Origin of the sequence: Pseudomonas sp. NPDC087346 (genome assembly GCF_044744235.1) — a bacterium.
Taxonomy (GTDB): domain Bacteria; phylum Pseudomonadota; class Gammaproteobacteria; order Pseudomonadales; family Pseudomonadaceae; genus Aquipseudomonas.
On the sequence record NZ_JBIUXX010000044.1, the window covers coordinates 18,358 to 38,784 of the forward strand.

Sequence of the window (20,427 nt, forward strand, 5' to 3'; positions counted from 1 at the left end):
CAGCTCCTACAGGGATGTGTGTGATCAGTAGACGTCGCGGCGATAGCGGCCCTGTTCGATCAGGCGTTCGACCTCGGCGGCACCCAACACGTCGTTGAGTACCTGATCCACGCCGGATGCCATGCCCTGCAAGCTGCCGCAGATGTAAATCACCGCGCCATCCGCCAGCCATTTGTTCAGTTCCCCAGCCGATTCACGCAAGCGATCCTGCACGTAAATCTTCTCTGCCTGATCCCGCGAAAACGCCAGGTCAAGTCGCGCCAGATCGCCATTGATCAACCACTCTTCCAGCTCTGCCCGGCACAGGTAATCGTGCTCACGGTTACGCTCGCCAAACAGCAGCCACTGGCGCTGCTGACCGTCGGCAATCCGCGCCTTGAGCAAACTGCGCAACCCGGCAAGTCCGGTGCCGTTGCCCAGCAGAATCATCGGCACCGGCTCGTTCGGTAGATGGAAACCGCTATTGCGACGTACCCGTAAACTGATGCTGCCGCCCACCGGAGCATGTTCGGTCAACCATCCGGAGCCTATGCCGAGACTGCCGTCCGTGTGTTGTTCCTGACGCACGATCAACTCCAGCACGCCGTCGGCGGCAATTGAAGCGATCGAGTATTCGCGCAGGGCCAGCGGCACCATTGCATCGACCAATGCCTGAGCATGCAGGCCGACCAGATGTGCGCGATGTTCAGGCAACTGACGTGAGGCGAGGGCGACGTCCAGTGGCTCTTCGAGGTCGTTGATTTTCACCAGCGTTTCGCCACGAATACCGAGGCCGTCGAGGAAGTGCTCGATGATCCACGGGCAATTGCGTGGCAGCACTTCCACCAGATCGCCGGCCAGCCAGCTACTGGTGTTCGGCGCCGTCAGGCCCAGTAGATAAACCGGCGAGCCACTGCTGTCGGGGTTCATCAGTTCGCGGCGGGTCAGCGTCCAGTTGTCGTAGCTCGGTGCCTGCCAGGTGTCGACCGGCGCTTGTCCGGTGAGCTGGCCGAGTTGCGTCTGCCAGTGGCGCAATGCGTACGGATCGCCACTGTCGACTCCGACCGGTGCAAATAGGGTTTTGCCACCGTGCTCGCCCAGCCATTGATGCAGGCGTCGGGCGAAACCACAGAAGTGCTGATACTGACGATCACCGAGGCCGAGTACCGCGTAATTGAGGCTATCGAACGCCGATGCTTTCGCCAGCACTTTGCGCTCGAAACCTCTGGCGCTGTCCGGCGCTTCACCGTCGCCGAAAGTGCTGACCACAAACAGTGCGTTGGTCGACTCACGCAGATCCTGCTCGCTGACGTTGGCCAGTGGTTGCACGTTCACCGGCAACCCGGCGGCTTGCAATTGGCCGGCGGTCTGCCATGCCAGTTGCTCGGCAAAACCGCTCTGACTGGCGAAACCGATCAGCCACGCCGGGGTATCGCTGGCCGGTTGTTCGAGGCCTTTGCGGGCATCTTTGATTTGCTTTTTCTTGCGTCGACGGTCGAGGTAAAGCAACCAGCCGGTGATGAAAAACAGCGGCATACACACGGCGGCAAGGGTAATGATGATCCGCCCGACCAGGCCGAAATAGCTGCCGACGTGCAGTGCATAAATGCTGGTCAGCAGTTGTGCCTTGAAGCTCTTGTCGGCGTAGCGATCGACACGTTTGACGATGCCGGTGACCGGGTCAAGGGTGATCTGGTTCAGCGCGCGATCATGCGGCGAGCTTTCCAGCAGATAGAACACGGTCGCCGGTTGGCCGGCCACGGGTGGCATGCGGATGTTGTAGGCGGACAGGCCCGGGCCGGCAGCGCTGTAGATGCTGCTCCACATGGCCGCGTAATCGGCGGTCGGCGCCGGACCTTCCGGGGCAGGCCCGCGACCGCCACGCACGCGCTCGTTTTGCGGCGCGTCGGAAAGCAGTCTGGTCAGGCCCTTGTTGTACCACTCGTACGACCAGGACAACCCGGTCAATGCCAGCAGCAGATACACCAGCAGGCACCAGGTGCCGGCCACCGAGTGCAGATCCCAATTGAAGCTACGACCCTTTTTCTTCCAGTCCAGCGTCAGCCACACACGCCAGCTATTCCACTGGCGCGGCCAGCGCAGATAGAGGCCGGACAGGCAGAAGAACAGCAGAATCAAGGTGCAGGCGCCGGTGATGTTGCGACCGGTATCGCCTATGGCGAGGAAGCGATGCAGTTGCAGCATCAGGCCGAAAAAATCCTGGCCAGTGGCATCACCCATTAACTCGCCGGAGTACGGATCGAAGTAGCGCATTTCGCCGCGACGTTCGCCCTTGGGTGGCGTGAAGTAGACGCGGGCTGCGTTGCCGCTGTCGGTCTCGACCCAGAGCATTGAGACTTTCTTGCCCGACGTGGCTTCGATGCGCTCCACCAGTTCGACGGGCGGCAAGACACCGGCGACCTGTTTTTCCACCTGCAACACCGATGGATTCAGTGCCCGCAGAATTTCGTCCTGAAACGAATAGGCGGCACCGGTAATGCCCATCAGGGCCAGCACCAGTCCGGCAGTGATGCCAAAAAACCAGTGCAACTGGAACAGGGTTTTCTTCAACACGTCGCTTGCCTTGTCCGTTCGGGAAATGTCATCACGGCGTGCATTATGCCGTGGGTTATCGAGAAACGTTCTTTATTACGCACAAAAGCCCCGTTCAACTGAATGAACGGGGCCGAGCCTTGCGGTGCAATCCTTGTAGGAGTGAGCCTGCTCGCGATTGCGGTGTATCAGCCAGCATCAATTCCTCTGACAGATCGCCATCGCGAGCAGGCTCACTCCTACAGTTTTACTGTGTTTAGAAGTGGAAGTTGGTGCTCAACAGTGCCGTACGGCCCGCCGCCTGGTTGGCGAAGTGGGTCGAGAAGGCTTTGTCGTAGTAGGTCTCGTTGGTCAGGTTCTGCACGTTGAGTTGCAGGTCGACGTTCTTGGTCAGCTTGTAGGCTGCCATCGCGTCGTAACGTACGTACGAATCGACCATGGTGGTGTTGGCAACGCTGCCGAATACGTCATCGACATAGAACGCACCGCCACCGATGGTCAGCTTCGGCGTGACCTGGTAAGTGGTCCACAGGCTGGCGCTGTTTTTCGGCGTGTTAGGCAGTTCGTTGCCGTCGGTGGCGCGGTTCAGCGGGCCGCCATCAACTTGCTCGCTGTCCATGTAGGCGTAACCGGCGAACACTTGCCATTTGTCGGTGAGCTTGCCGCTGGCCGACAGTTCGAGACCTTGCACACGGGTCTTGCCGGCGTTTTCGTACGACGTGGTGTCGACTTGAACGCGAGCGTTTTCTTTCTCGGTGCGGAAGATATCGGCCGTCAGCGACAGGCGATCATTCAGCAGATCCCACTTGGTGCCGATCTCGTAGTTCTTGGTGGTTTCCGGCTCCATGTCGCTGCTCAGCAAGTTGCCGCTGCGATCAGTCGCGCCGCCCAACGGGTTGCCGTCCATGCCTTCACCCAGGGTGTTGCCCGGTGGTGTGGCCGAGGTGGCGTAGGAAGCATAAATGCTGCCGTTTTCCGCTGGTTTGTAGACGACACCGAACTGACCGGTGACGAACTCGCTGGTGTCAGCACCTTTGGCGGTGGTGGCGCCGGCTGCGGTGTAGGTCTTGTAGTCGGTGTCGAAGTGGTCGTAACGCAGGCCCATGTTTACCAGCCACTGCGGAGACAATTCCAAGGTATCGAACACATACAGTGCGTAGGTGTTGGCCTTGGTGTCGGTGCCGGCGTAGTTGCGCGAGATCGCGCCGTTCCACGGATCGTTCGGGTTCGGGTTCGACAGCGAGGTGCAGTTGTAGCCGCTCGACGCGCCGATCATCGACGGGGTGCAGTTGGTGCTCGAAGGCACGTTAGTCGTGCGCGGCGTGGTGTCGGTGTTGACGTTGTACGAGGACTTCTGGCTTTCCTCACGGGTGTATTCGACACCGGTGGAGAAGCTGTTCTTGAAGCCGGCGACGTAGAAGTTGCCGAACAGGTCAGTCTGGTTGGTGGTGGTCTCGGTGTTGCTCACCCGAGTATTCGCACGACGCCAGACGCTGCCGTTGTTGACGTTGCCCTTGCTGTCGTCCGGCTGGGTCAGGATGTAATCCTGCATGCTGGTGCCGTGACGCAGGGTGTTCTTGATCGTCAGCGAGTCGCTCAGATCGTGCTCGATGGCGAAGGTCGCGGTGTCGGTGCGGCCCTTGCGGAAGTCGCGATCAAGACCGTAGAAGTTGCTGTGATCACCGCCTGAATTTGGTTTGTCCGGGTTGGATTTGGTCCGTGCAGCCGAGCCACCGGTCGGGATGGTGTAAGGGATGCCCGAGTCCGGAGTGTCGTTGCTTTCGAGATGGTAGTAGTCGAGGTTGACGCGGGTGTCGGTGCCCAAGCCAAACGCCAGCGACGGTGCAATACCCCAGCGGTCGTAATCGACGCTGTCGCGACCGGCGACGTTGCTTTCGTGGCTCATCAGGTTCAGACGGCCGGCAGCGGTGTCGCTGAACTGGTAGTTGCCATCGAGGGTGTAGCGCTGGGTCTGGTCGGAGCCCCAGGTGAAACCACCGTCGAACGAGTTACCCAAATGCGCTTTCTTGCTCACCAGGTTGATGCTGCCGCCAGCCGCGCCGCGACCACCGATAGCGGAGTTCGGGCCCTTGCTGACTTCGATGTTTTCCACGGCGAAGATTTCGCGGCTCTGCGAACCGGTGTCGCGTACGCCGTCGAGGTAGGTGTCACCCTGGGCGTCGAAGCCACGGATGAACGGACGGTCGCCCTGCGGGTTGCCGCCTTCACCGGCACCAAAAGTGATGCCCGGCACGGTACGCAGCGCGTCCTGCATATTCAGGGCGCCAGTGTCCTTGAGGACTTGTTGCGGAATCACGGTGACCGAGCGCGGTGTATCGATCAGCGGTGCGGTGTACTTGGGCGAGGAGGCTTTCTCGACCTGATAGGACGTCGAGTCCTGAGCCTGGCCGGTGATGGAGGTTGCGTCCAGCGCGATGGCGTTGCCGGAGGCTTTGCTGTCGGTCTTTTCTGCGGCGAACACCATGTGGCCAGCGGAGCCGGCGGTGATTGCCACGCCAATTGCAGAGGCGAGCAAACGTGGTGAACTGACCGGTAATTGTGCTTGTTGACGTGACATTTCTATTCCCCTCCCCAAGGATTTGAGGTCGCGGAATATAGGGTAAACAGGTATTCGTATCAATTGCGAAACATTGCTAACTGCACTGAATTTACATTCTTTACAATTTAACCTTACGGTTTTTGCCGATTCGTTCGTCGTGTGGGTTGTACACAGCCAATAAGAATCAATACCATTGGCATCCCTTTGCCATCAGGTAGCTTTGCCATGTTGCTGCACATCCCAGGCTTGTTCGCGAAAGAAGAAGTGCAGCGCATTCGCGAGGCTCTGGAGCAAGCGGATTGGGCCGATGGCAAAATCACCGCCGGCTATCAATCGGCCAAGGCCAAGCACAATCTGCAACTGCCTGAAGGCCATCCGCTGGCCAAGGAGATCGGCGCAGCGACGCTTGAGCGCCTGTGGAAAAATCCACAGTTCATGTCCGCCGCGCTGCCGCACAAAGTGTTTCCTCCGTTAGTGAACTGTTACAAGGCGGGTGGCAGCTTCGATTTCCACATCGACAACGCCGTGCGCCAGCCCAAGGGCAGCATCGAACGGGTGCGCACCGATCTGTCGGCCACGCTGTTTTTCAGCGAGCCCGAGGACTACGACGGTGGCGAACTGGAAATCCAGGATACCTTCGGTACTCAACGGGTGAAGTTGCCTGCCGGCGACATGGTTCTGTATCCCGGCACCAGCCTGCACAAGGTCAATGCGGTCACCCGTGGCGCGCGTTATGCGTCGTTCTTCTGGACGCAAAGTCTGGTGCGCGAAGACAGTCAGCGAGCGCTGCTGTTCGAGATGGATGGGGCGATCCAGCAACTGACCCAGGACATGCCTGATCATCCGTCGTTGATCCGCCTCACCGGCACTTATCACAATCTGTTGCGTCGCTGGGTCGAGGTGTAGGTGACGGACTTTCGATTGCGCCGCGAGGAAGTCCTCGACGGCGATCAACTGCGCGCCATGCTCGAAGAAAGCCCGGCTCGTGCCGCGCAGGCGATCCTGCTGGCGGCGGGCGAGGGCGTCGTCGAGGCGCAGGCATTGCTTGGGCAGATCTTGCTCGATGGCCAAGGCATCGCGCAGGATCAAGTGTTGGCATTGCGCTGGTTCAGCATTGCGGCCGGCCATGGCCACCTGATGGCGCGCAACATGCTCGGGCGTTGCCATGAGCATGGCTGGGGAGCGGCCGCAGACGCTTCGATTGCCGCGCAACATTATCGAATCGCCGCAGAAGCAGGGCTGGACTGGGCGATGTACAACCTGGCCAATCTGCTGGCGACCGGGCGCGGTGTGGTCGTGGATCACTCTCAGGCGCTGAGGTTGTATCGCCACGCTGCCGAGGTGGGTCATGCGAAATCGATGAATCTGCTCGGACGCTATTACGAGGATGGTTGCCACTGCCCACAGAACTTGCCTGCGGCTCGGGAGTGCTATCAGCGCTCGGCCGAGGCTGGGGATTTCCGTGGGCAATTCAGTCATGCAGCGGTACTGGCGGGCGAAGGGCGGATTGACGATGCACTGGGCTGGTTGCGCAAGGCTCTGGCCGGCGGCAATGTGAACTTTCTGCGGGTGAGCAGTGAGTCATTACTTGGATCGCATCATCCACAAATTCGTGAGATGGCTGTGCAATACCGACTGCGCCTTTCCCGATTGACTGCGGCATAACGACGTAGTTAGAAGGCTTGTCTGATTGGCAAGTTGTTATCTATACCTCCCGTAGAAAGTTCAGGGCTGCTCGCGGTTGTGCGTGATTTATGTGTTGAGTATTAAGGCGTGCAGTGTTCGATAGTTGGGCTCAAGTGTTTAAGTTGTGATGTGGGTGTATATGTGTGTTGTCTCGTTTTCTAACATATGACGGGTTGCCGGGTTGTGTTCGGGTGGACTAATGTCCGGTTGCTCGCTTGATTGGCCTTGATGTAATTGGCATGAAAATATCAGGAGGAGTCGCATTTATATTGATGTCCGGCCAGGACAATGAAATGGAATTCAAAAAATGGATAATAGTGTATTTGAGGTTGCTGCCAAAGCGCCCAAGGTGTTTGTCGAGGCATCGCTTGGCGAGGGTGAAGGATATAATCGTGAACCCGGAATGCAACTGACTAAAGAGCAGATAATCAATCTTCGGAAGTATGAAGTTCTCGGGCTGTCTCTTCCAGTTCGCATTGAAGATGTCGTTGCCTATTTGAACTATGGCGCTGGTGATGCCGGCGGTACGGGGCTGGCAGCCAAAGACTTCCTGCGTACATTCAGCATGACGTATGACCATGCACGGCGCTGGTCGCCCTTGCGTGAGCAAATCATGCTGACAGGCACCGATCTGAAGATTTTCGCTGGCAGCATCATCCGCATTGGTAGCGCAATCGTAGAGGTGTACGACGATCTCAAAGCTTCGCGGTACCTGGAAGAACACGACATCAACACGCCGCAAGAGTATCAGCAACTGAAACTCCGGATTCCAAACCTTCCCGATCTTGCTCTGCCCGACGGCGACGTGCCTGAGATCAGGACTTACCTCAATGACATGCTGACGAAAGTCCGCCAGTGCCATGCCAAGGCAGAGAAGGTAAGAGCAGAACTGGATGCCTTCGGCACCGACATGCGCGTGTCGGTGCTCCCTGAAATCAAATTGCGACTGGAATTTGTTTCGAAAAATACTTACCAGGGTGATATCAAGCTTCTACAAGCTGAGATAGACCTGCGTGCGAAAGAGATTGACGAACTCAACAAGCAATACGACCAACTGGTGATGGAGGCAATCAAGTCGGCTGCGGAGATGAATATAGGTGGATTGATTCTTGGTATCTATCAGGGTGTTAAAGCTGAAAAAATTCGCAGCCAGAGAAATAATTTAAAAGTAGAGCAGCAAGCCGCCAACCTCAAAATGGCCAGTAAGAATCAGACGCTGAGCTCTTTGAATAAAGTGCGTGATGATCTGCAAAATCTTAGTTATGTGGCCATTGAGGCGGAAGTTGCTACGCAGAATCTGATGCTGGTGTGGAATGCGCTGAGCGCCTACATCACCGCTTCCGCAAAAGAAGTTGATGTGCTTGAAGAAGCCACTTCTCTGCGGCGCTTCAAAAATCAAATACTCAGCGTCATTGAGCCATGGGAGCAAATTAAATCGAGCTCCGACCAACTGCTTGCTGTGTTCGCAGCAGCTGACAAGGATTATGAAAACAATCGCTCGACTTCCGGAGTAGAGACCGTCATGCGTTCACTTTTTAATAACTCGGCAAGTTCGGTATTCAATGTGGCTAATTTGCGCGACTTGAATGCCGAAGTGCAAGCGACTAATACCACCGCGCAAATGCTTGTTGAGCAATACGCTTATCTACCCGGCACTGTCGGCAGCCTGAATAATCTGGCGCTTGCCATCAATAAAACCACGTCTGATTTACGCAATCAGGCCCAGGCGAACAGCATATATCTGGAGCGTGCTCAGAAAAAACTCAAGGGTTACCAGGCCGAGCTCGCCTATCCAGAGGATGCGGACGAGGTTCGTGAGGATATGGAGGCCGAACTGAAAGACGTATTCAACAAGATAAGTGCCCAATCTGAAGACCTGAAAAGTGTCCATAAAAGCATCAGTGCCCCTTACGACCGGGATGCCTCTCAGGGTTGGGTCATTACGCTGCAGCAGGATCGTGTCTGCGCAGTAGAACTCCAGACCGGCTCGGAGCAAAAGCTGGTAGATCTGAGCGAGCAAATGAAGTCGGTGTCGGCAACTATCGACACTATCGTCAAGGCCGGGGTCGAAAAAATCGGCATGGAAACAAAGTTGTCGCTGGACAGCTTCAAGGCGCTGGGGCTTGCACCGCCGCAGGTTCAAGTGGCATTGGTGGCTATCGATACCATCAAGAAAATGATCGCGGGTATTGGTGAGTCGATCTCTTATCTCAACATGCTGGCGGCGCATAACAAGCTCAAGGACAGGGCTGCTGATTTGCGAGCGCAGTCGCAGAAGTACGCGAGGGATATCGCTCAGATCGATGGCAAGATCGAGTTGGTGAGGACCCTTGATCAGTTGAGTGATGGCCGCTGGAAATTCGTCAATGAATTTTTCAGCCTGGTTGCGGAGGTTGAAAAGGTTTCCCTCGAGCTGAAGCAGGACAAGGCTTTGCCTGTTGAAGTGAGAGCGCAAACCATGATTGACCGGATTGTCGACATCGTTAAATACCTGAAGACCATTCAGTAACAACAAGGAGTCGAGAGGGTGGGGGAACCCCGCCCTTTCTCAATGGAATATGGACGCGCTCGCCAACGGCTTTACCGAGGTGCAACGACGTACCTTGGATCGTTACAGTTATTTTCTCGGCACTCTGCCGCAAACGTTCAAAAACATATCGGTTGTATTTGAGAGTCGTCGAAACAGCGGTCATCAGCTTGCCGTGCTCGGCAAGGATTCGCGTCTGAACAACGCGCCGTTCAATAAGCGATACCTGCAGGCTTTTTTGGAGAGTGCTCAAGAGATCGCACGTCAGTACGAGGGCTATAAGGGTGACCTGGCCACGTTTACTCGCGAATCTTTGGAGATCGCCAGGCAGACGTCACGCAATGAGTCTCTGGATCAGGTGGATTTCAAACTCTACAGCCTGTCCAGGTCTTCGGCCTGGCAGTTGTTTCCACCAGTCGACGTGCAGGATCTGGTGCACGAATTATCGCTTCGGTTTTTTGTATTGAAGGTATCCATACGACAGTTGAAGTACACCGTGATGGAGGTTCATGACGAGTCGTTAGGATTGAAGTCGGTCTTCACCAAGGCAATGGAATATCGATCCTGTCATTGCCATCCAACGCCGACCGTGGCGCAAGAGCTGTTTCGCGAAACCCGTACCGCGCCGGCCTGGGACATTGCTTACTCTTCGAGGGAGGCTTCAGTTCGGGCGCAGGAGTACAGAGCAGACATCGCAACGTTGTTCGATGAGTTCAGCGCCGTGAGTTCGAAGATGTCCTTGTTTGTCGAAGAGCTTTATCAGCGCACGGATAATGTAATCAATGAGCTTCTTGATGCAAAAAGTGCATCCAGGCTTGGCGAGCTGAACTTCAAGCTAGGCGGGACGATGGAGGGGATGGACGACTGTACGGTGATGGTGCATCACCTTGAATCCTGGCTGCAAAAGTAAAAAAAGGTCCATGTTTCCATGGACCTTTTTATATTACCCAAGCACTTAAACGTAGAACGATTTCAGCGGCGGGAAACCATTGAATTCAACGGCGCTGTAACTGGTGGTGTACGCACCGGTCGACAGCCAGTACAGACGATCACCGATCGCCAGGTTCAGCGGCAGGCCGTACTTGTAGTTCTCATACATGATGTCGGCGCTGTCGCAGGTTGGGCCAGCGATCACCACTTCTTCCATCTCGCCTTTCTTCTCGGTCCAGATCGGGAACTTGATCGCTTCGTCCATGGTTTCGATCAGGCCGGAGAACTTGCCCACATCGGTGTAAACCCAACGCTCGACGGCGGTGCGCGATTTACGTGCAACCAGCACCACTTCGCTGACCAGAATGCCGGCGTTGGCGATCAGCGAACGGCCCGGTTCCAGAATGATTTCCGGCAAGTCATCACCGAAGTCTTCTTTGAGGAAGCGGATGATTTCTTCGGCGTAGGTTTCCAGGCTGTTGGTACGGGTGATGTAGTTGGCCGGGAAGCCACCGCCCATGTTGATCAGCTTCAGATGGATGCCGTCTTCTTCTTTCAAACGCTCGAAGATCACTTTGACCTTGGCGATGGCCGCGTCCCAAACGCTGATGTCGCGCTGCTGCGAGCCAACGTGGAACGAGATGCCGTACGGCACCAGACCCAGGTCGCGAGCGAGGATCAGCAGATCCATGGCCATGTCGGTCTGGCAACCGAATTTGCGCGACAGTGGCCAGTCAGCCGTGGTCGAGCCTTCAGTGAGGATACGCACGTAGATTTTCGAGCCCGGAGCAGCCTTGGCGATGTTGCGCAGGTCGGCTTCGGAGTCGGTGGAGAACAGACGCACGCCCTTCTCGTAGAAGTAGCGGATGTCCTTGGATTTCTTGATTGTATTGCCGTAGCTGATGCGATCGGCGCTGACGCCGCGATCCATCACCTTGTCCAGCTCATAGATAGAGGCGATGTCGAAACTCGAACCTTTATCCTTGAGCAGGTCGATGATCTCGACGGCCGGGTTGGCCTTGACTGCGTAGTAGACCTTGGCGAATTCGAAACCGGCGCGCAGGTCATCGTAGGCCTGGCTGATCATCGCGGTGTCGATCACCACGAACGGGGTTTCCTGTTTGTCGGCGAACGCCTTCATTTTGTCAAAAGTGGCGCGCGCGAAATAGTCTTCGACATTGATCGACATGCTGGAGTGCTCCTATGGGCAAACGGGTAAAAACAATGGGTGCAAATGAACGTCCTCCGTATCCCCACTTTGGTTCGCCTACTTCCCAAGGCATGTCGCCGAAAGCAAAAAGGCCATGGGAGCTTGCCCTTGGCCTTGCTGTCTCGTCGTCAGTACTTGAGCCGGATGGATCGTTTCCAGCATGGACGTTCGGCGCGAACTTTAGGGCGTGAGGGGCCTGAGATCAACTAAAAATGTCGCGTTTTTGCACATCTCTGACGTGCGTCACCTGCATCACTCTTTGTAGCCGACCGAGATGACGGACAGATGTTCCCGAAGAATTTCGAAGTGTTAAAAATACCTGCACGTTCGACGCAGTTGTGCGCTTTATCGTAGGTAAGTGCGATAACTGCAACATCGGCGACGATGGCTGCGAGAAGGGAGTCAGAGAGGGGTTTTGCTTGTTTGGAAGGGGATTCTTCAAGTGTCGTGTGATCGGCACGTGTTGAGATTCTTTGCCGCCTTGCCAATGACTTTAAATCTCCACGGAACCTGTGGGAGCCAGCCTGCTGGCGATGACAATTTCATCATCAAAACAGTATTGACTGACATTGCCCAATCGCTAGCAGGCTAGCTCCCACAGGTTTTCGTGTTTTTACCGGTTAATCAGGCGACTACCGCCTCAGCCGGGGAGACGATGTTGGTCTTCATCCCGCGCGAACGACCCGAACTCAAGTAAGCCGCAATCGACTCCTGTGTCACCTCGCCAAGGAACACCCGCTCGGCATCCATCACCGGCAGCCACGCCCGATTGAACTCATACATGCGCGACAGCAGGATGCGCAGATGCTCGTCATACGCAGCCGTAGCGTTGAACTCACGCAGATACTGCGCGCAGGTACCGGTCTGACGGTGCAGATCGCGGCGTCGGACATAGCCCAGCGCTTTGTTTTCACCATCAGTGACCACCACATAACGACGGTCATGCTCGTCCATCAACTCCAGTGCATCGGCTACCGGGGTTTCCGGGCTCACCGATGGCGCGTTGTCCGCTGCATCTTCAGCCTTCACCAACAGCAGGCGCTTGAGTGTGCTGTCCTGGCCGACGAAGTTGCTGACAAAGTCGTCCGCCGGGTGCGCCAGCAGGGTGTCCGGGTGATCGATCTGCAACAGCTTGCCAGCGCGGAAGATTGCGATCTTGTCACCAAGCTTGATCGCTTCGTCGATGTCGTGGCTGACCATGATCACGGTCTTGTTCAGCGCCCGTTGCATCTCGAAGAACTCGTTCTGAATCATCTCGCGGTTGATCGGGTCGACCGCGCCGAACGGCTCATCCATTAATAGCAGCGGCGCATCTGCCGCCAGTGCGCGGATTACGCCGATACGCTGTTGCTGGCCACCGGACAGTTCTCGTGGATAACGATGCAGATACTGCTTGGGTTCAAGCTTGATCATGCTCATCAGTTCGCGAGCACGGTCATGGCATTTCTGTTTGTCCCAGCCGAGCAGTTTCGGCACGACGACGATGTTCTCTTCGATGGTCATGTTGGGGAACAGACCGATCTGCTGGATCACGTAGCCGATGTTGCGGCGCAGGGTCACTTCGTCGAGGTCGGTGGTGTCTTCGCCGTTGATCAGGATCTTGCCCGAGGTCGGTTTGATCAGGCGGTTGATCATCTTCAGCGTGGTGCTTTTGCCGCAGCCCGATGGCCCGAGGAACACGCAGATTTCGCCTTCATTGACGGTCAGGCTTACCGAGTCCACGGCTTTGACATCTTTGCCGTTGCTTTGGAAGGTCTTGCTGAGGTTTTGAAGTTCGATCATTTCAGGAGTCCTTTTGGAGTCAACGAGCGTTGCAGCCACTGCAAAAACAAGTCGGCGAAAATCGCCAGAAGACTGACCAGCAGCGCGCCGACGATGAGCATCGACATGTCACTGCGGCTGATGGAAGCGAGGATCAACACGCCGAGACCACCGGCGCCGATGGTTGCTGCAATGGTCATCACACCGATATTCATCACCACGGCGGTGCGCACGCCAGCGAGGATCACCGGTACCGCAATCGGCAACTCGACCATGCGCAGGCGCTGGCCGAAGGTCATGCCGATGCCGCGTGCGGCTTCACGGATACCCGGTTCGACGCCGGTCAGCGCCAGATAGGTGTTACGCATGATCGGCAGCAGCGAATAGAGAAACACCGCCGTGATCGCCGGCATCGGGCCGAGGCCCTGGCCGAATTTCGAATAGAACGGCAGCAGCAGGCCGAACAGCGCAATCGACGGCACGGTGAGCAGCACCGTGGCGCTGGCCTGCAACGGGCCGGCGAGGCTCGGGAAGCGCGTCATCAGAATGCCCAGCGGCACACCGAAGAGGATCGCCAGACTGACGGCGATGCCGACCAGCGTGATGTGCTGCCAGGTCAGGTGCATCACCTGCTGCCAGTCGAGATGGGAAAAGGCGTTCAAGAATTCCATGACTTCTCCTCTCTTAATTCAGCGGATGCTGACGCAGGAAATCAGCGGCAACCGACGATGGACTTTCGTGATCGACATCGACCCGCGCGTTCAGTTGGCGCATGGTTTCGTCGTCGAACAGTTCGGCCAGTGGCTTGAGTTGCTCAGCCAGTTTCGGGTGAGCGTCGAGGTAGGCCTGACGCACCACGGGCGCGGCGGTGTAGTCGGGGAAGTAGTGTTTGTCGTCTTCCAGCAGCTTCAGGCCGAAAGCGTTCAAGCGACCATCGGTGGTGTAGACCAGACCGGCAAACACCTGACCATTACGCAGTGCGGTGTAGACCAGCCCCGCGTCCATCTGCCGGATGTTTTCGCGGCCGAGGTTCATGTCATACAGCTTGACCATGCCGAGCAGGCCGTCGGAGCGATTGGCGAACTCGGTGTCCAGCGCGACCAGATGATTAGTCTTGGCTTCGTCGCGCAGCACCTTGTTCAGATCGCTGATGCTGTTGATCTGCGGGTATTCCTCGGCGACGTTTTTCGGCAGGGCGAGGGCGTAGGTGTTGCTGAATTTTGACGGGGTCAGCCAGATCAGGCCTTTTTTCGCGTCGAGTTCTTTCACTCGGGCGTAGGACTGTTCGCTGTCGAGTTTTTCAGTGACATGGTTGTAGGCCACCAGCGATACGCCGGTGTACTCCCAGAGCATGTCGAGTTGCCCGCTTTCGTGGGCGCTGCGCGCCAGATTGCTGCCCAGACCACCGGTAACCTGCGCGTCGTAGCCTTTGCTGCGCAGGTATTGCGAAGTGATTTCCGCGAGCAGGGTCTGTTCGGTGAACACCCGGGCGCCGATGCGGATAACCGGTTTTTCTGCGGCTTGTGCGATTCCTGCGAACAGCAGGACGCAGCCTAAGATCAAGCTAAGTCGTTTCATGAAAATTCCTTTGCCGAGGCTTAAGACGGGCGCAAGCCGCGTTCGAGCCAGAGACGGCTGGCGAGTGTCACCAGAGCGTCGAGCAACAAGGCCAGCAGCGCGGTGCACGCGGCGCCGAGCAGCAGTTGCGGCTGATTGTTCAGGGCAATCCCGGGGAAGATCAGGCTGCCAAGGCTGTTGGCGCCGATCAGGAACGCCAGCGGCGCTGTCCCGACGTTGATCGCCAGTGCCACACGCACGCCACCGACAATGATCGGCACTGCGTTGGGCAATTCGACTTTCCACAGCACCTGACGCGGCGTCATGCCGATCCCGACCGCTGCTTCTTTCAGCGAGCCTTGAACGTTTTTCAGACCTTCGTAGGTGTTGCGCACAATCGGCAGCAGGGAGGCGAGGAACAACGCGAAGATCGCAGGGCCACTGCCGATCCCGAGGATGCCGAGGGCGATGGCCAGTACGGCGAGGGGCGGCACAGTGTTGCCGATGTTGAAGATCTGCATGAAGCGTTCTGCGCGGCCGACCATGGTCGGGCGGCTGAGGAAGATGCCGGCGGGGATGCCCACGACAAGGGCAGCGAGCATTGAAGCAAGAACGAGAATCAGATGAGCTTGCAGGTAAAACAACAAATCGTCGCGGTAGTGTTCGATCGTGTTGATGCCGATCCAGTGGACCAGCAGGGCCAGGAGCGCGATCACCACCGCACCTCCAATCAGCCCTTTGCCATAGCGGATAGCCACAGGCGGACTCCTTTTTTATAGTCGGCGAACGCCGTCCCGTGTGGCATGCCATGCCTGGCTGCCGGGAAAGTCGTTCGCGAGAAGCAGCTGCTTTTCAGTCCGGCAAAAGCGGTCTGAAAGCGAGCCATGAGCGCAGCCTCGTCAGGCTAACTTGCTGATTTTTCAGCCCCTGACGAAATGTCGTAACAGGGGATGGACGTCTCCATGCTTTAAAAGGTTCCCATCTGAGGCAGCATTTGGCCACCCTTAATGTGCTCAACGGTTCGGTTATTGCACTGAGTTGGGCTATAATCGCGGCCCTTTTTTGAATCACCGCCAGGCGATTTCCCATGACCAGACAGGCCGCCGAAGTCGCGAAACGCCGCACTTTCGCCATTATTTCCCACCCCGATGCCGGTAAAACCACCATCACCGAAAAGCTCCTGTTGATGGGCAAGGCGATTGCAGTGGCCGGCACGGTGAAATCGCGTAAATCCGACCGCCATGCGACATCCGACTGGATGGAGATGGAGAAACAGCGTGGTATTTCCATTACCACGTCGGTCATGCAGTTCCCGTATCGCGACCACATGATCAACCTGCTCGACACCCCGGGCCACGAAGACTTCTCCGAAGATACCTACCGCACCCTGACGGCGGTCGACTCGGCATTGATGGTTCTCGACGGCGGTAAGGGTGTAGAGCCACGTACCATTGCGCTGATGGACGTCTGCCGTCTGCGTGACACGCCGATTGTCAGCTTCATCAACAAACTCGACCGTGACATTCGCGACCCGATCGAACTGCTCGACGAAATCGAAGCCGTTCTGAAGATCAAGGCCGCGCCGATCACCTGGCCGATCGGTTGCTACCGCGACTTCAAAGGCGTGTACCACCTCGCCGACGACTACATCATTGTCTACACCGCCGGTCACGGTCACGAACGCACCGAAACCAAGATCATCGAGAAACTCGATTCCGACGAAGCCCGCGCCCACCTCGGTGACGAGTACGACCGCTTCGTCGATCAGCTGGAACTGGTGCAGGGCGCCTGCCACGAGTTCAACCAGCAGGAGTTCCTCGACGGCCAACTGACCCCGGTGTTCTTCGGTACTGCACTGGGCAACTTCGGTGTCGATCACGTGCTCGATGCCGTGGTTGACTGGGCCCCACGTCCGCTGGCCCGTGTGGCCAACGAGCGCACCGTCGAGCCGATTGAAGAGAAGTTTTCGGGCTTCATCTTCAAGATCCAGGCGAACATGGACCCGAAACACCGCGACCGCATCGCCTTCATGCGTATCTGCTCCGGCAAGTACGAGAAAGGCATGAAGATGCGCCATGTGCGCACCGGCAAGGATGTGCGCATCGGCGACGCCCTGACGTTCTTCTCCTCCGAGCGTGAGCAGTTGGAAGAAGCGTTTGCCGGCGACATCATCGGTCTGCACAACCACGGCACGATCCAGATCGGCGACACCTTCACCGAAGGCGAAGCCCTGGGTTTTACCGGTATCCCGCACTTCGCCCCGGAACTGTTCCGCCGCGTACGTCTGCGCGATCCGCTGAAATCCAAGCAACTGCGTCAGGGCCTGCAACAGCTGGCCGAAGAAGGCGCGACGCAGGTGTTCTTCCCGGAGCGCAGCAACGACATCATCCTCGGCGCCGTCGGTGTACTGCAGTTCGATGTGGTCGCCAGTCGCTTGAAAGAGGAATACAAGGTCGAGTGCTCTTACGAGCCGATCACTGTTTACTCGGCACGCTGGATCGAATGCGGCGACAAGAAGAAGCTCGAAGAATTCTCCAACAAGGCTGTGGAAAACCTCGCGATTGACGGCGGCGGTCACCTGACCTACCTCGCCCCGACGCGGGTCAACCTGGCACTGATGGAAGAGCGCTGGCCGGACGTGAAATTCCGTGCGACGCGTGAGCATCACTAAGCGCTGAACTGCTCCGCCAAAAGCCCTCGATGCGAAAGCCTCGGGGGCTTTTTGTTGCACGCGATCCCGTAGGAGCTGCCGAAGGCTGCGATCTTTTGATCCTCTGCGCTTAGGTTTTTTGCTAACGACAACCTCAGCGCCGACGGTTAGTGTTCAGAAGGCGGATTTCATCCGCAGCGATTGTCCACAGGGAAAAGGATCAAAGGGAATGCTGAGTCGACTGACTCACCTGCTGCGATACGACGGCTACTTCAGCCCGATGGCCTGGGTGCTCGCCGCGCTGCTGTTCATCAATCGCCAGACATACTCCGTCTCTGCTTGAGGCAATTGGGCGCTTGTGGAAGATCGCTGGGCGAACATAAATTTCCGTGTTTCGCGTGAGCATCCGTAGAGGACAGATAATAATCTGCTCATATTAGAACTTAAGTGAATTAAAAAACCCGTAAGCGTGTGCTTGGCGGGTTTTTTTATGAATAAATTATTTTTCAATTGTGACCGTTTATCAGAAAGACCTGACGACCTGTCAGAAATGACAGGTGTGTTTTTTGGATAAGTAACCTATATCTATTGCACACAAGTTTTTTGTTTTTAATGTTAATAGGGGATTGTTCCATGAGCGAAAATAATGTGGCGTTGTTTGTGACTAGGTCAGAGTCTGAAGAGACTGTTGAACTGATGAAAAAACTACGTAAGTTCCCGAAGAGTGAAAGCGAAATAAAGTCGGTCTATGGGGAGAACTCTCTAAATGGTCTCGAACGAAGTACAACGCAAGATGTCGTTAAATTGTTCGCTGAAGTAAGAGATTTTGCTGGTACGTGGTCGTTTGTCGATAGACGGAACTATGATCTTGTGTTGCATATCCCTGAGTTTGCTGATGCGCTAAAAGTTTGGGGAGATTCCGTAATTGCAGTGATTAAGACATTGAAGGGCGCTGATGGTTACCAGCGCATTGATAATCTGACTGAGGCGGAAATATCTCGATTTGATACAGAGTTATTTACTGCGGAGAATCGTGAACAATTTATTTCCGTATCAGGTACTGTCGAATACTTGAAGGCTAGCATTGCATCCGCGAAATATATGGTGGGTAGTTTGAATACTCAGCTCGCAATGCATAAAGAAATTATGAGTGGTCGCATTAAGCCTATGCTGGAACGATTGTTAGGTGGGCAGGGCGGGACGGCGGTAAGTCGATTTGATGAGTTGGAGAAAGCTAAAGCACGTTATCTTGAGGAAACAGGCCCGTTCCTAAGGAAAAGGTCTGGGGAGTTATACGATGAATATATAGCTGGGTTGCCTGACGCAGCACATTTCGGGGTAGTGGAACGTGTTAATCGTGCGATGGTCAGCGTAAAAAGTGACAGAGTTGCTGGGTTGAATAACTATTTAATAGAGCTGAATTTGATCAGTCCTGAACTTGAGGTGGTCTGGCGAAATTGCTATGACCTGTATTCCGGAGTTAATCTTCTGAGTTCTTTTTCCGAGAGAATGATTAGCAATGCAAAGAAACTTGAAGCGGTATGGATTGATGCGCTTGCTTTTATCGAGTCTTCAGAGACGAAGATTTCGTCTATCACTGATAATCGAAGTCTAAGGGTTTTTGTAGTCGATGTGAAAGGCGTGGTTAATGATTGGCAAAAGATCAAAGAAGACGCGAACGTCGCTAAAGATTATTTGCCGAAATAATTTTTATTATTGTTCATGATTGCATCTTCGTTAATTGTAGCGAAAAACCGGCTTTTTCAGTTGTCCAGGACGTGTGGCAATGTGGTTGTTCATGATTAATAAAAAGTGTTTCGGTACGAAAATCAAGCTAGTAAACTTTGCTTTCTGAGAAAAGCAGAGGTGGAGGCTTGGTGCTTTTAACTTGCATGAAGGATATTCATCATGGCAGATTTTATCGGATATGGCCCTCTCCATTCAAAAATAACTAGCGATGATATAAAGAAAGTTAAGGCTTATGTGCAAGAGGGGCGCGGATTGCCGCGCACTACTGCACAAGTCAATGCGAGATTCAAATGCGCCGAATTCACTGAGGCCAGAGAAGGTGTAACCACGCAGTTAATTGAATATACGTTCAATATGATTTACGCGAACGCTTCGAAGTGGGGAGGGATTGAAACGAATATGCTAGAAGTAGCAAGTCGACTCAGTGCTTTTTCTGATGACCTCGATCTATATGCTGGGGCAGCAGTAAACTCTATTAAAGAAATGTCTGGTTATGATGACTATACCCTTAAGGTCAAGGACCTTACTGAGGTGCAACGTGACACCTTTATCATGAGGGTGGAAGGAGAAAATGTTACTCAGAGCTATAAAGAACTTGATGAGTACGTTAAATCAATCGTCAGATCCATCGAAGAAAAACGTAAAAAGGCGTCGGAGGTGAAGCATGCGCTAGAGCTCTTTGGGGAAGAGTTACAGGGCATTGAAAAGGACCTCGGTGTTCGGGTGAATGGCGTTATAAAGGCGAACTCCAGCACAAGGCTCAGGGAGATTTCAGAGGCGCTGATTAAAGTTAATGATCGAATTCACGAACTTAGAAAAAAAATAACCTTTACTTGGTGGGAGTGGACGTTGTGCGGTATTTTCACGGGTGTCGGTTTAGCAGTTGGTACAGCTATAAAACTGGCAAGGGATGCTGAGGTCAATGCAGACATTGAAAAAGCAAGAGCAGAGGAGCGCGAACTTCTGAAGGAGCAAGAAAAGATTAATAAGATCATGGGGGATTTAAAGGAATTGCACTCTAATCTTTACAGTATGCTGGTTTATACAAAGGGAGCAATTGAAGGTGTGACGCAAATTGAAACTCTTTGGTCTGCAACATTGAAAGAAATAAATGAATCGAAAAATACTCTTGTGCAACCTAGAGAGTGGAAGTTTCTTAATTCGTTCGTGATTAAAATGGAAAGTGTTCTTGAGCGTTGGGTGAAGATCAAGGCAAATGTTGATGCTCTGAAAGCTGCAGTTATGGATTGACAAGGTGGGAGAAG

The 20,427-nt window shown here is 55.1% G+C and carries 14 protein-coding genes; 7 read left to right on the plus strand and 7 right to left on the minus strand.

Annotation, left to right across the window (positions count from 1 at the left end; translation table 11 throughout):
• Positions 1–24: 24 nt before the first annotated feature.
• Together ACIOZM_RS22600 and ACIOZM_RS22605 are read right to left on the minus strand one after the other, a co-directional pair.
• Complete coding sequence (locus ACIOZM_RS22600; RefSeq protein WP_401217433.1) at positions 25–2,553, minus strand: PepSY domain-containing protein; 2,529 nt, start codon at positions 2,551–2,553, stop codon at positions 25–27.
• Positions 2,554–2,788: 235 nt separating this feature from the next.
• Positions 2,789–5,110 carry a TonB-dependent receptor gene (locus ACIOZM_RS22605; RefSeq protein ID WP_401217436.1) on the minus strand — a complete coding sequence of 774 codons (2,322 nt, stop codon included), beginning with the start codon at positions 5,108–5,110 and terminating at the stop codon, positions 2,789–2,791.
• Positions 5,111–5,317: 207 nt separating this feature from the next.
• Between ACIOZM_RS22605 and ACIOZM_RS22610 the strand changes: the two genes are divergently transcribed.
• From ACIOZM_RS22610 to ACIOZM_RS22625, 4 genes are all read left to right on the plus strand, one after another.
• Complete coding sequence (locus ACIOZM_RS22610; RefSeq protein WP_401217438.1) at positions 5,318–5,998, plus strand: Fe2+-dependent dioxygenase; 681 nt, start codon at positions 5,318–5,320, stop codon at positions 5,996–5,998.
• Positions 5,999–6,757, plus strand: a complete 759-nt coding sequence (locus ACIOZM_RS22615) for a tetratricopeptide repeat protein (protein WP_401217441.1) — start codon at positions 5,999–6,001, stop codon at positions 6,755–6,757.
• Positions 6,758–7,085: 328 nt separating this feature from the next.
• The gene (locus tag ACIOZM_RS22620; RefSeq protein ID WP_401217443.1) at positions 7,086–9,287 is read left to right on the plus strand and encodes an alpha-xenorhabdolysin family binary toxin subunit A; all 2,202 of its coding nucleotides are present in this window, start codon (positions 7,086–7,088) and stop codon (positions 9,285–9,287) included.
• A gap of 49 nt (positions 9,288–9,336) precedes the next feature.
• Positions 9,337–10,215, plus strand: a complete 879-nt coding sequence (locus tag ACIOZM_RS22625) for a hypothetical protein (RefSeq protein WP_401217446.1) — start codon at positions 9,337–9,339, stop codon at positions 10,213–10,215.
• Between the two features lie 45 nt (positions 10,216–10,260).
• Here the strand turns inward: ACIOZM_RS22625 and ACIOZM_RS22630 are convergent, their stop codons facing one another.
• The 5 genes from ACIOZM_RS22630 to ACIOZM_RS22650 form a co-directional block, all read right to left on the minus strand.
• Complete coding sequence (locus ACIOZM_RS22630) at positions 10,261–11,424, minus strand: type III PLP-dependent enzyme (protein ID WP_078731537.1); 1,164 nt, start codon at positions 11,422–11,424, stop codon at positions 10,261–10,263.
• Between the two features lie 645 nt (positions 11,425–12,069).
• Positions 12,070–13,227 (minus strand): betaine/proline/choline family ABC transporter ATP-binding protein, encoded by a 1,158-nt coding sequence (locus tag ACIOZM_RS22635; RefSeq protein WP_401217449.1) that lies wholly within the window; start codon positions 13,225–13,227, stop codon positions 12,070–12,072.
• Positions 13,224–13,877, minus strand: coding sequence for an ABC transporter permease (locus ACIOZM_RS22640; RefSeq protein ID WP_401217451.1), 654 nt, complete (start codon positions 13,875–13,877; stop codon positions 13,224–13,226). The genes ACIOZM_RS22635 and ACIOZM_RS22640 overlap by 4 nt, the downstream gene beginning before the upstream one ends.
• Before the next feature lie 13 nt (positions 13,878–13,890).
• Positions 13,891–14,784, minus strand: a complete 894-nt coding sequence (locus ACIOZM_RS22645; protein WP_401217453.1) for a glycine betaine ABC transporter substrate-binding protein — start codon at positions 14,782–14,784, stop codon at positions 13,891–13,893.
• Between the two features lie 20 nt (positions 14,785–14,804).
• Positions 14,805–15,521 carry an ABC transporter permease gene (locus ACIOZM_RS22650; RefSeq protein WP_401217456.1) on the minus strand — a complete coding sequence of 239 codons (717 nt, stop codon included), beginning with the start codon at positions 15,519–15,521 and terminating at the stop codon, positions 14,805–14,807.
• Positions 15,522–15,850: 329 nt separating this feature from the next.
• Here ACIOZM_RS22650 and ACIOZM_RS22655 point away from each other — a divergent pair, with 329 nt between their 5' ends.
• The 3 genes from ACIOZM_RS22655 to ACIOZM_RS22665 all read left to right on the plus strand — a co-directional run bounded on the left by ACIOZM_RS22655 (position 15,851) and on the right by ACIOZM_RS22665 (position 20,413).
• Positions 15,851–17,434 carry a peptide chain release factor 3 gene (locus tag ACIOZM_RS22655; RefSeq protein WP_401217459.1) on the plus strand — a complete coding sequence of 528 codons (1,584 nt, stop codon included), beginning with the start codon at positions 15,851–15,853 and terminating at the stop codon, positions 17,432–17,434.
• Positions 17,435–18,046: 612 nt separating this feature from the next.
• The gene (locus tag ACIOZM_RS22660; RefSeq protein ID WP_401217462.1) at positions 18,047–19,120 is read left to right on the plus strand and encodes a hypothetical protein; all 1,074 of its coding nucleotides are present in this window, start codon (positions 18,047–18,049) and stop codon (positions 19,118–19,120) included.
• 201 nt (positions 19,121–19,321) lie between these two features.
• Complete coding sequence (locus ACIOZM_RS22665) at positions 19,322–20,413, plus strand: alpha-xenorhabdolysin family binary toxin subunit A (protein WP_401217465.1); 1,092 nt, start codon at positions 19,322–19,324, stop codon at positions 20,411–20,413.
• Positions 20,414–20,427: the final 14 nt, after the last annotated feature.

Coding starts and splice junctions, on each gene's coding strand:
- ACIOZM_RS22605 (WP_401217436.1), bottom strand. CDS start 5,110: ATGTCACGTCAACAAGCACAATTACCGGTCAGTTCACCACGTTTGCTC.
- ACIOZM_RS22610 (WP_401217438.1), top strand. CDS start 5,318: ATGTTGCTGCACATCCCAGGCTTGTTCGCGAAAGAAGAAGTGCAGCGC.
- ACIOZM_RS22620 (WP_401217443.1), top strand. CDS start 7,086: ATGGATAATAGTGTATTTGAGGTTGCTGCCAAAGCGCCCAAGGTGTTT.
- ACIOZM_RS22625 (WP_401217446.1), top strand. CDS start 9,337: ATGGACGCGCTCGCCAACGGCTTTACCGAGGTGCAACGACGTACCTTG.
- ACIOZM_RS22630 (WP_078731537.1), bottom strand. CDS start 11,424: ATGTCGATCAATGTCGAAGACTATTTCGCGCGCGCCACTTTTGACAAA.
- ACIOZM_RS22635 (WP_401217449.1), bottom strand. CDS start 13,227: ATGATCGAACTTCAAAACCTCAGCAAGACCTTCCAAAGCAACGGCAAA.
- ACIOZM_RS22640 (WP_401217451.1), bottom strand. CDS start 13,877: ATGGAATTCTTGAACGCCTTTTCCCATCTCGACTGGCAGCAGGTGATG.
- ACIOZM_RS22645 (WP_401217453.1), bottom strand. CDS start 14,784: ATGAAACGACTTAGCTTGATCTTAGGCTGCGTCCTGCTGTTCGCAGGA.
- ACIOZM_RS22655 (WP_401217459.1), top strand. CDS start 15,851: ATGACCAGACAGGCCGCCGAAGTCGCGAAACGCCGCACTTTCGCCATT.
- ACIOZM_RS22660 (WP_401217462.1), top strand. CDS start 18,047: ATGAGCGAAAATAATGTGGCGTTGTTTGTGACTAGGTCAGAGTCTGAA.
- ACIOZM_RS22665 (WP_401217465.1), top strand. CDS start 19,322: ATGGCAGATTTTATCGGATATGGCCCTCTCCATTCAAAAATAACTAGC.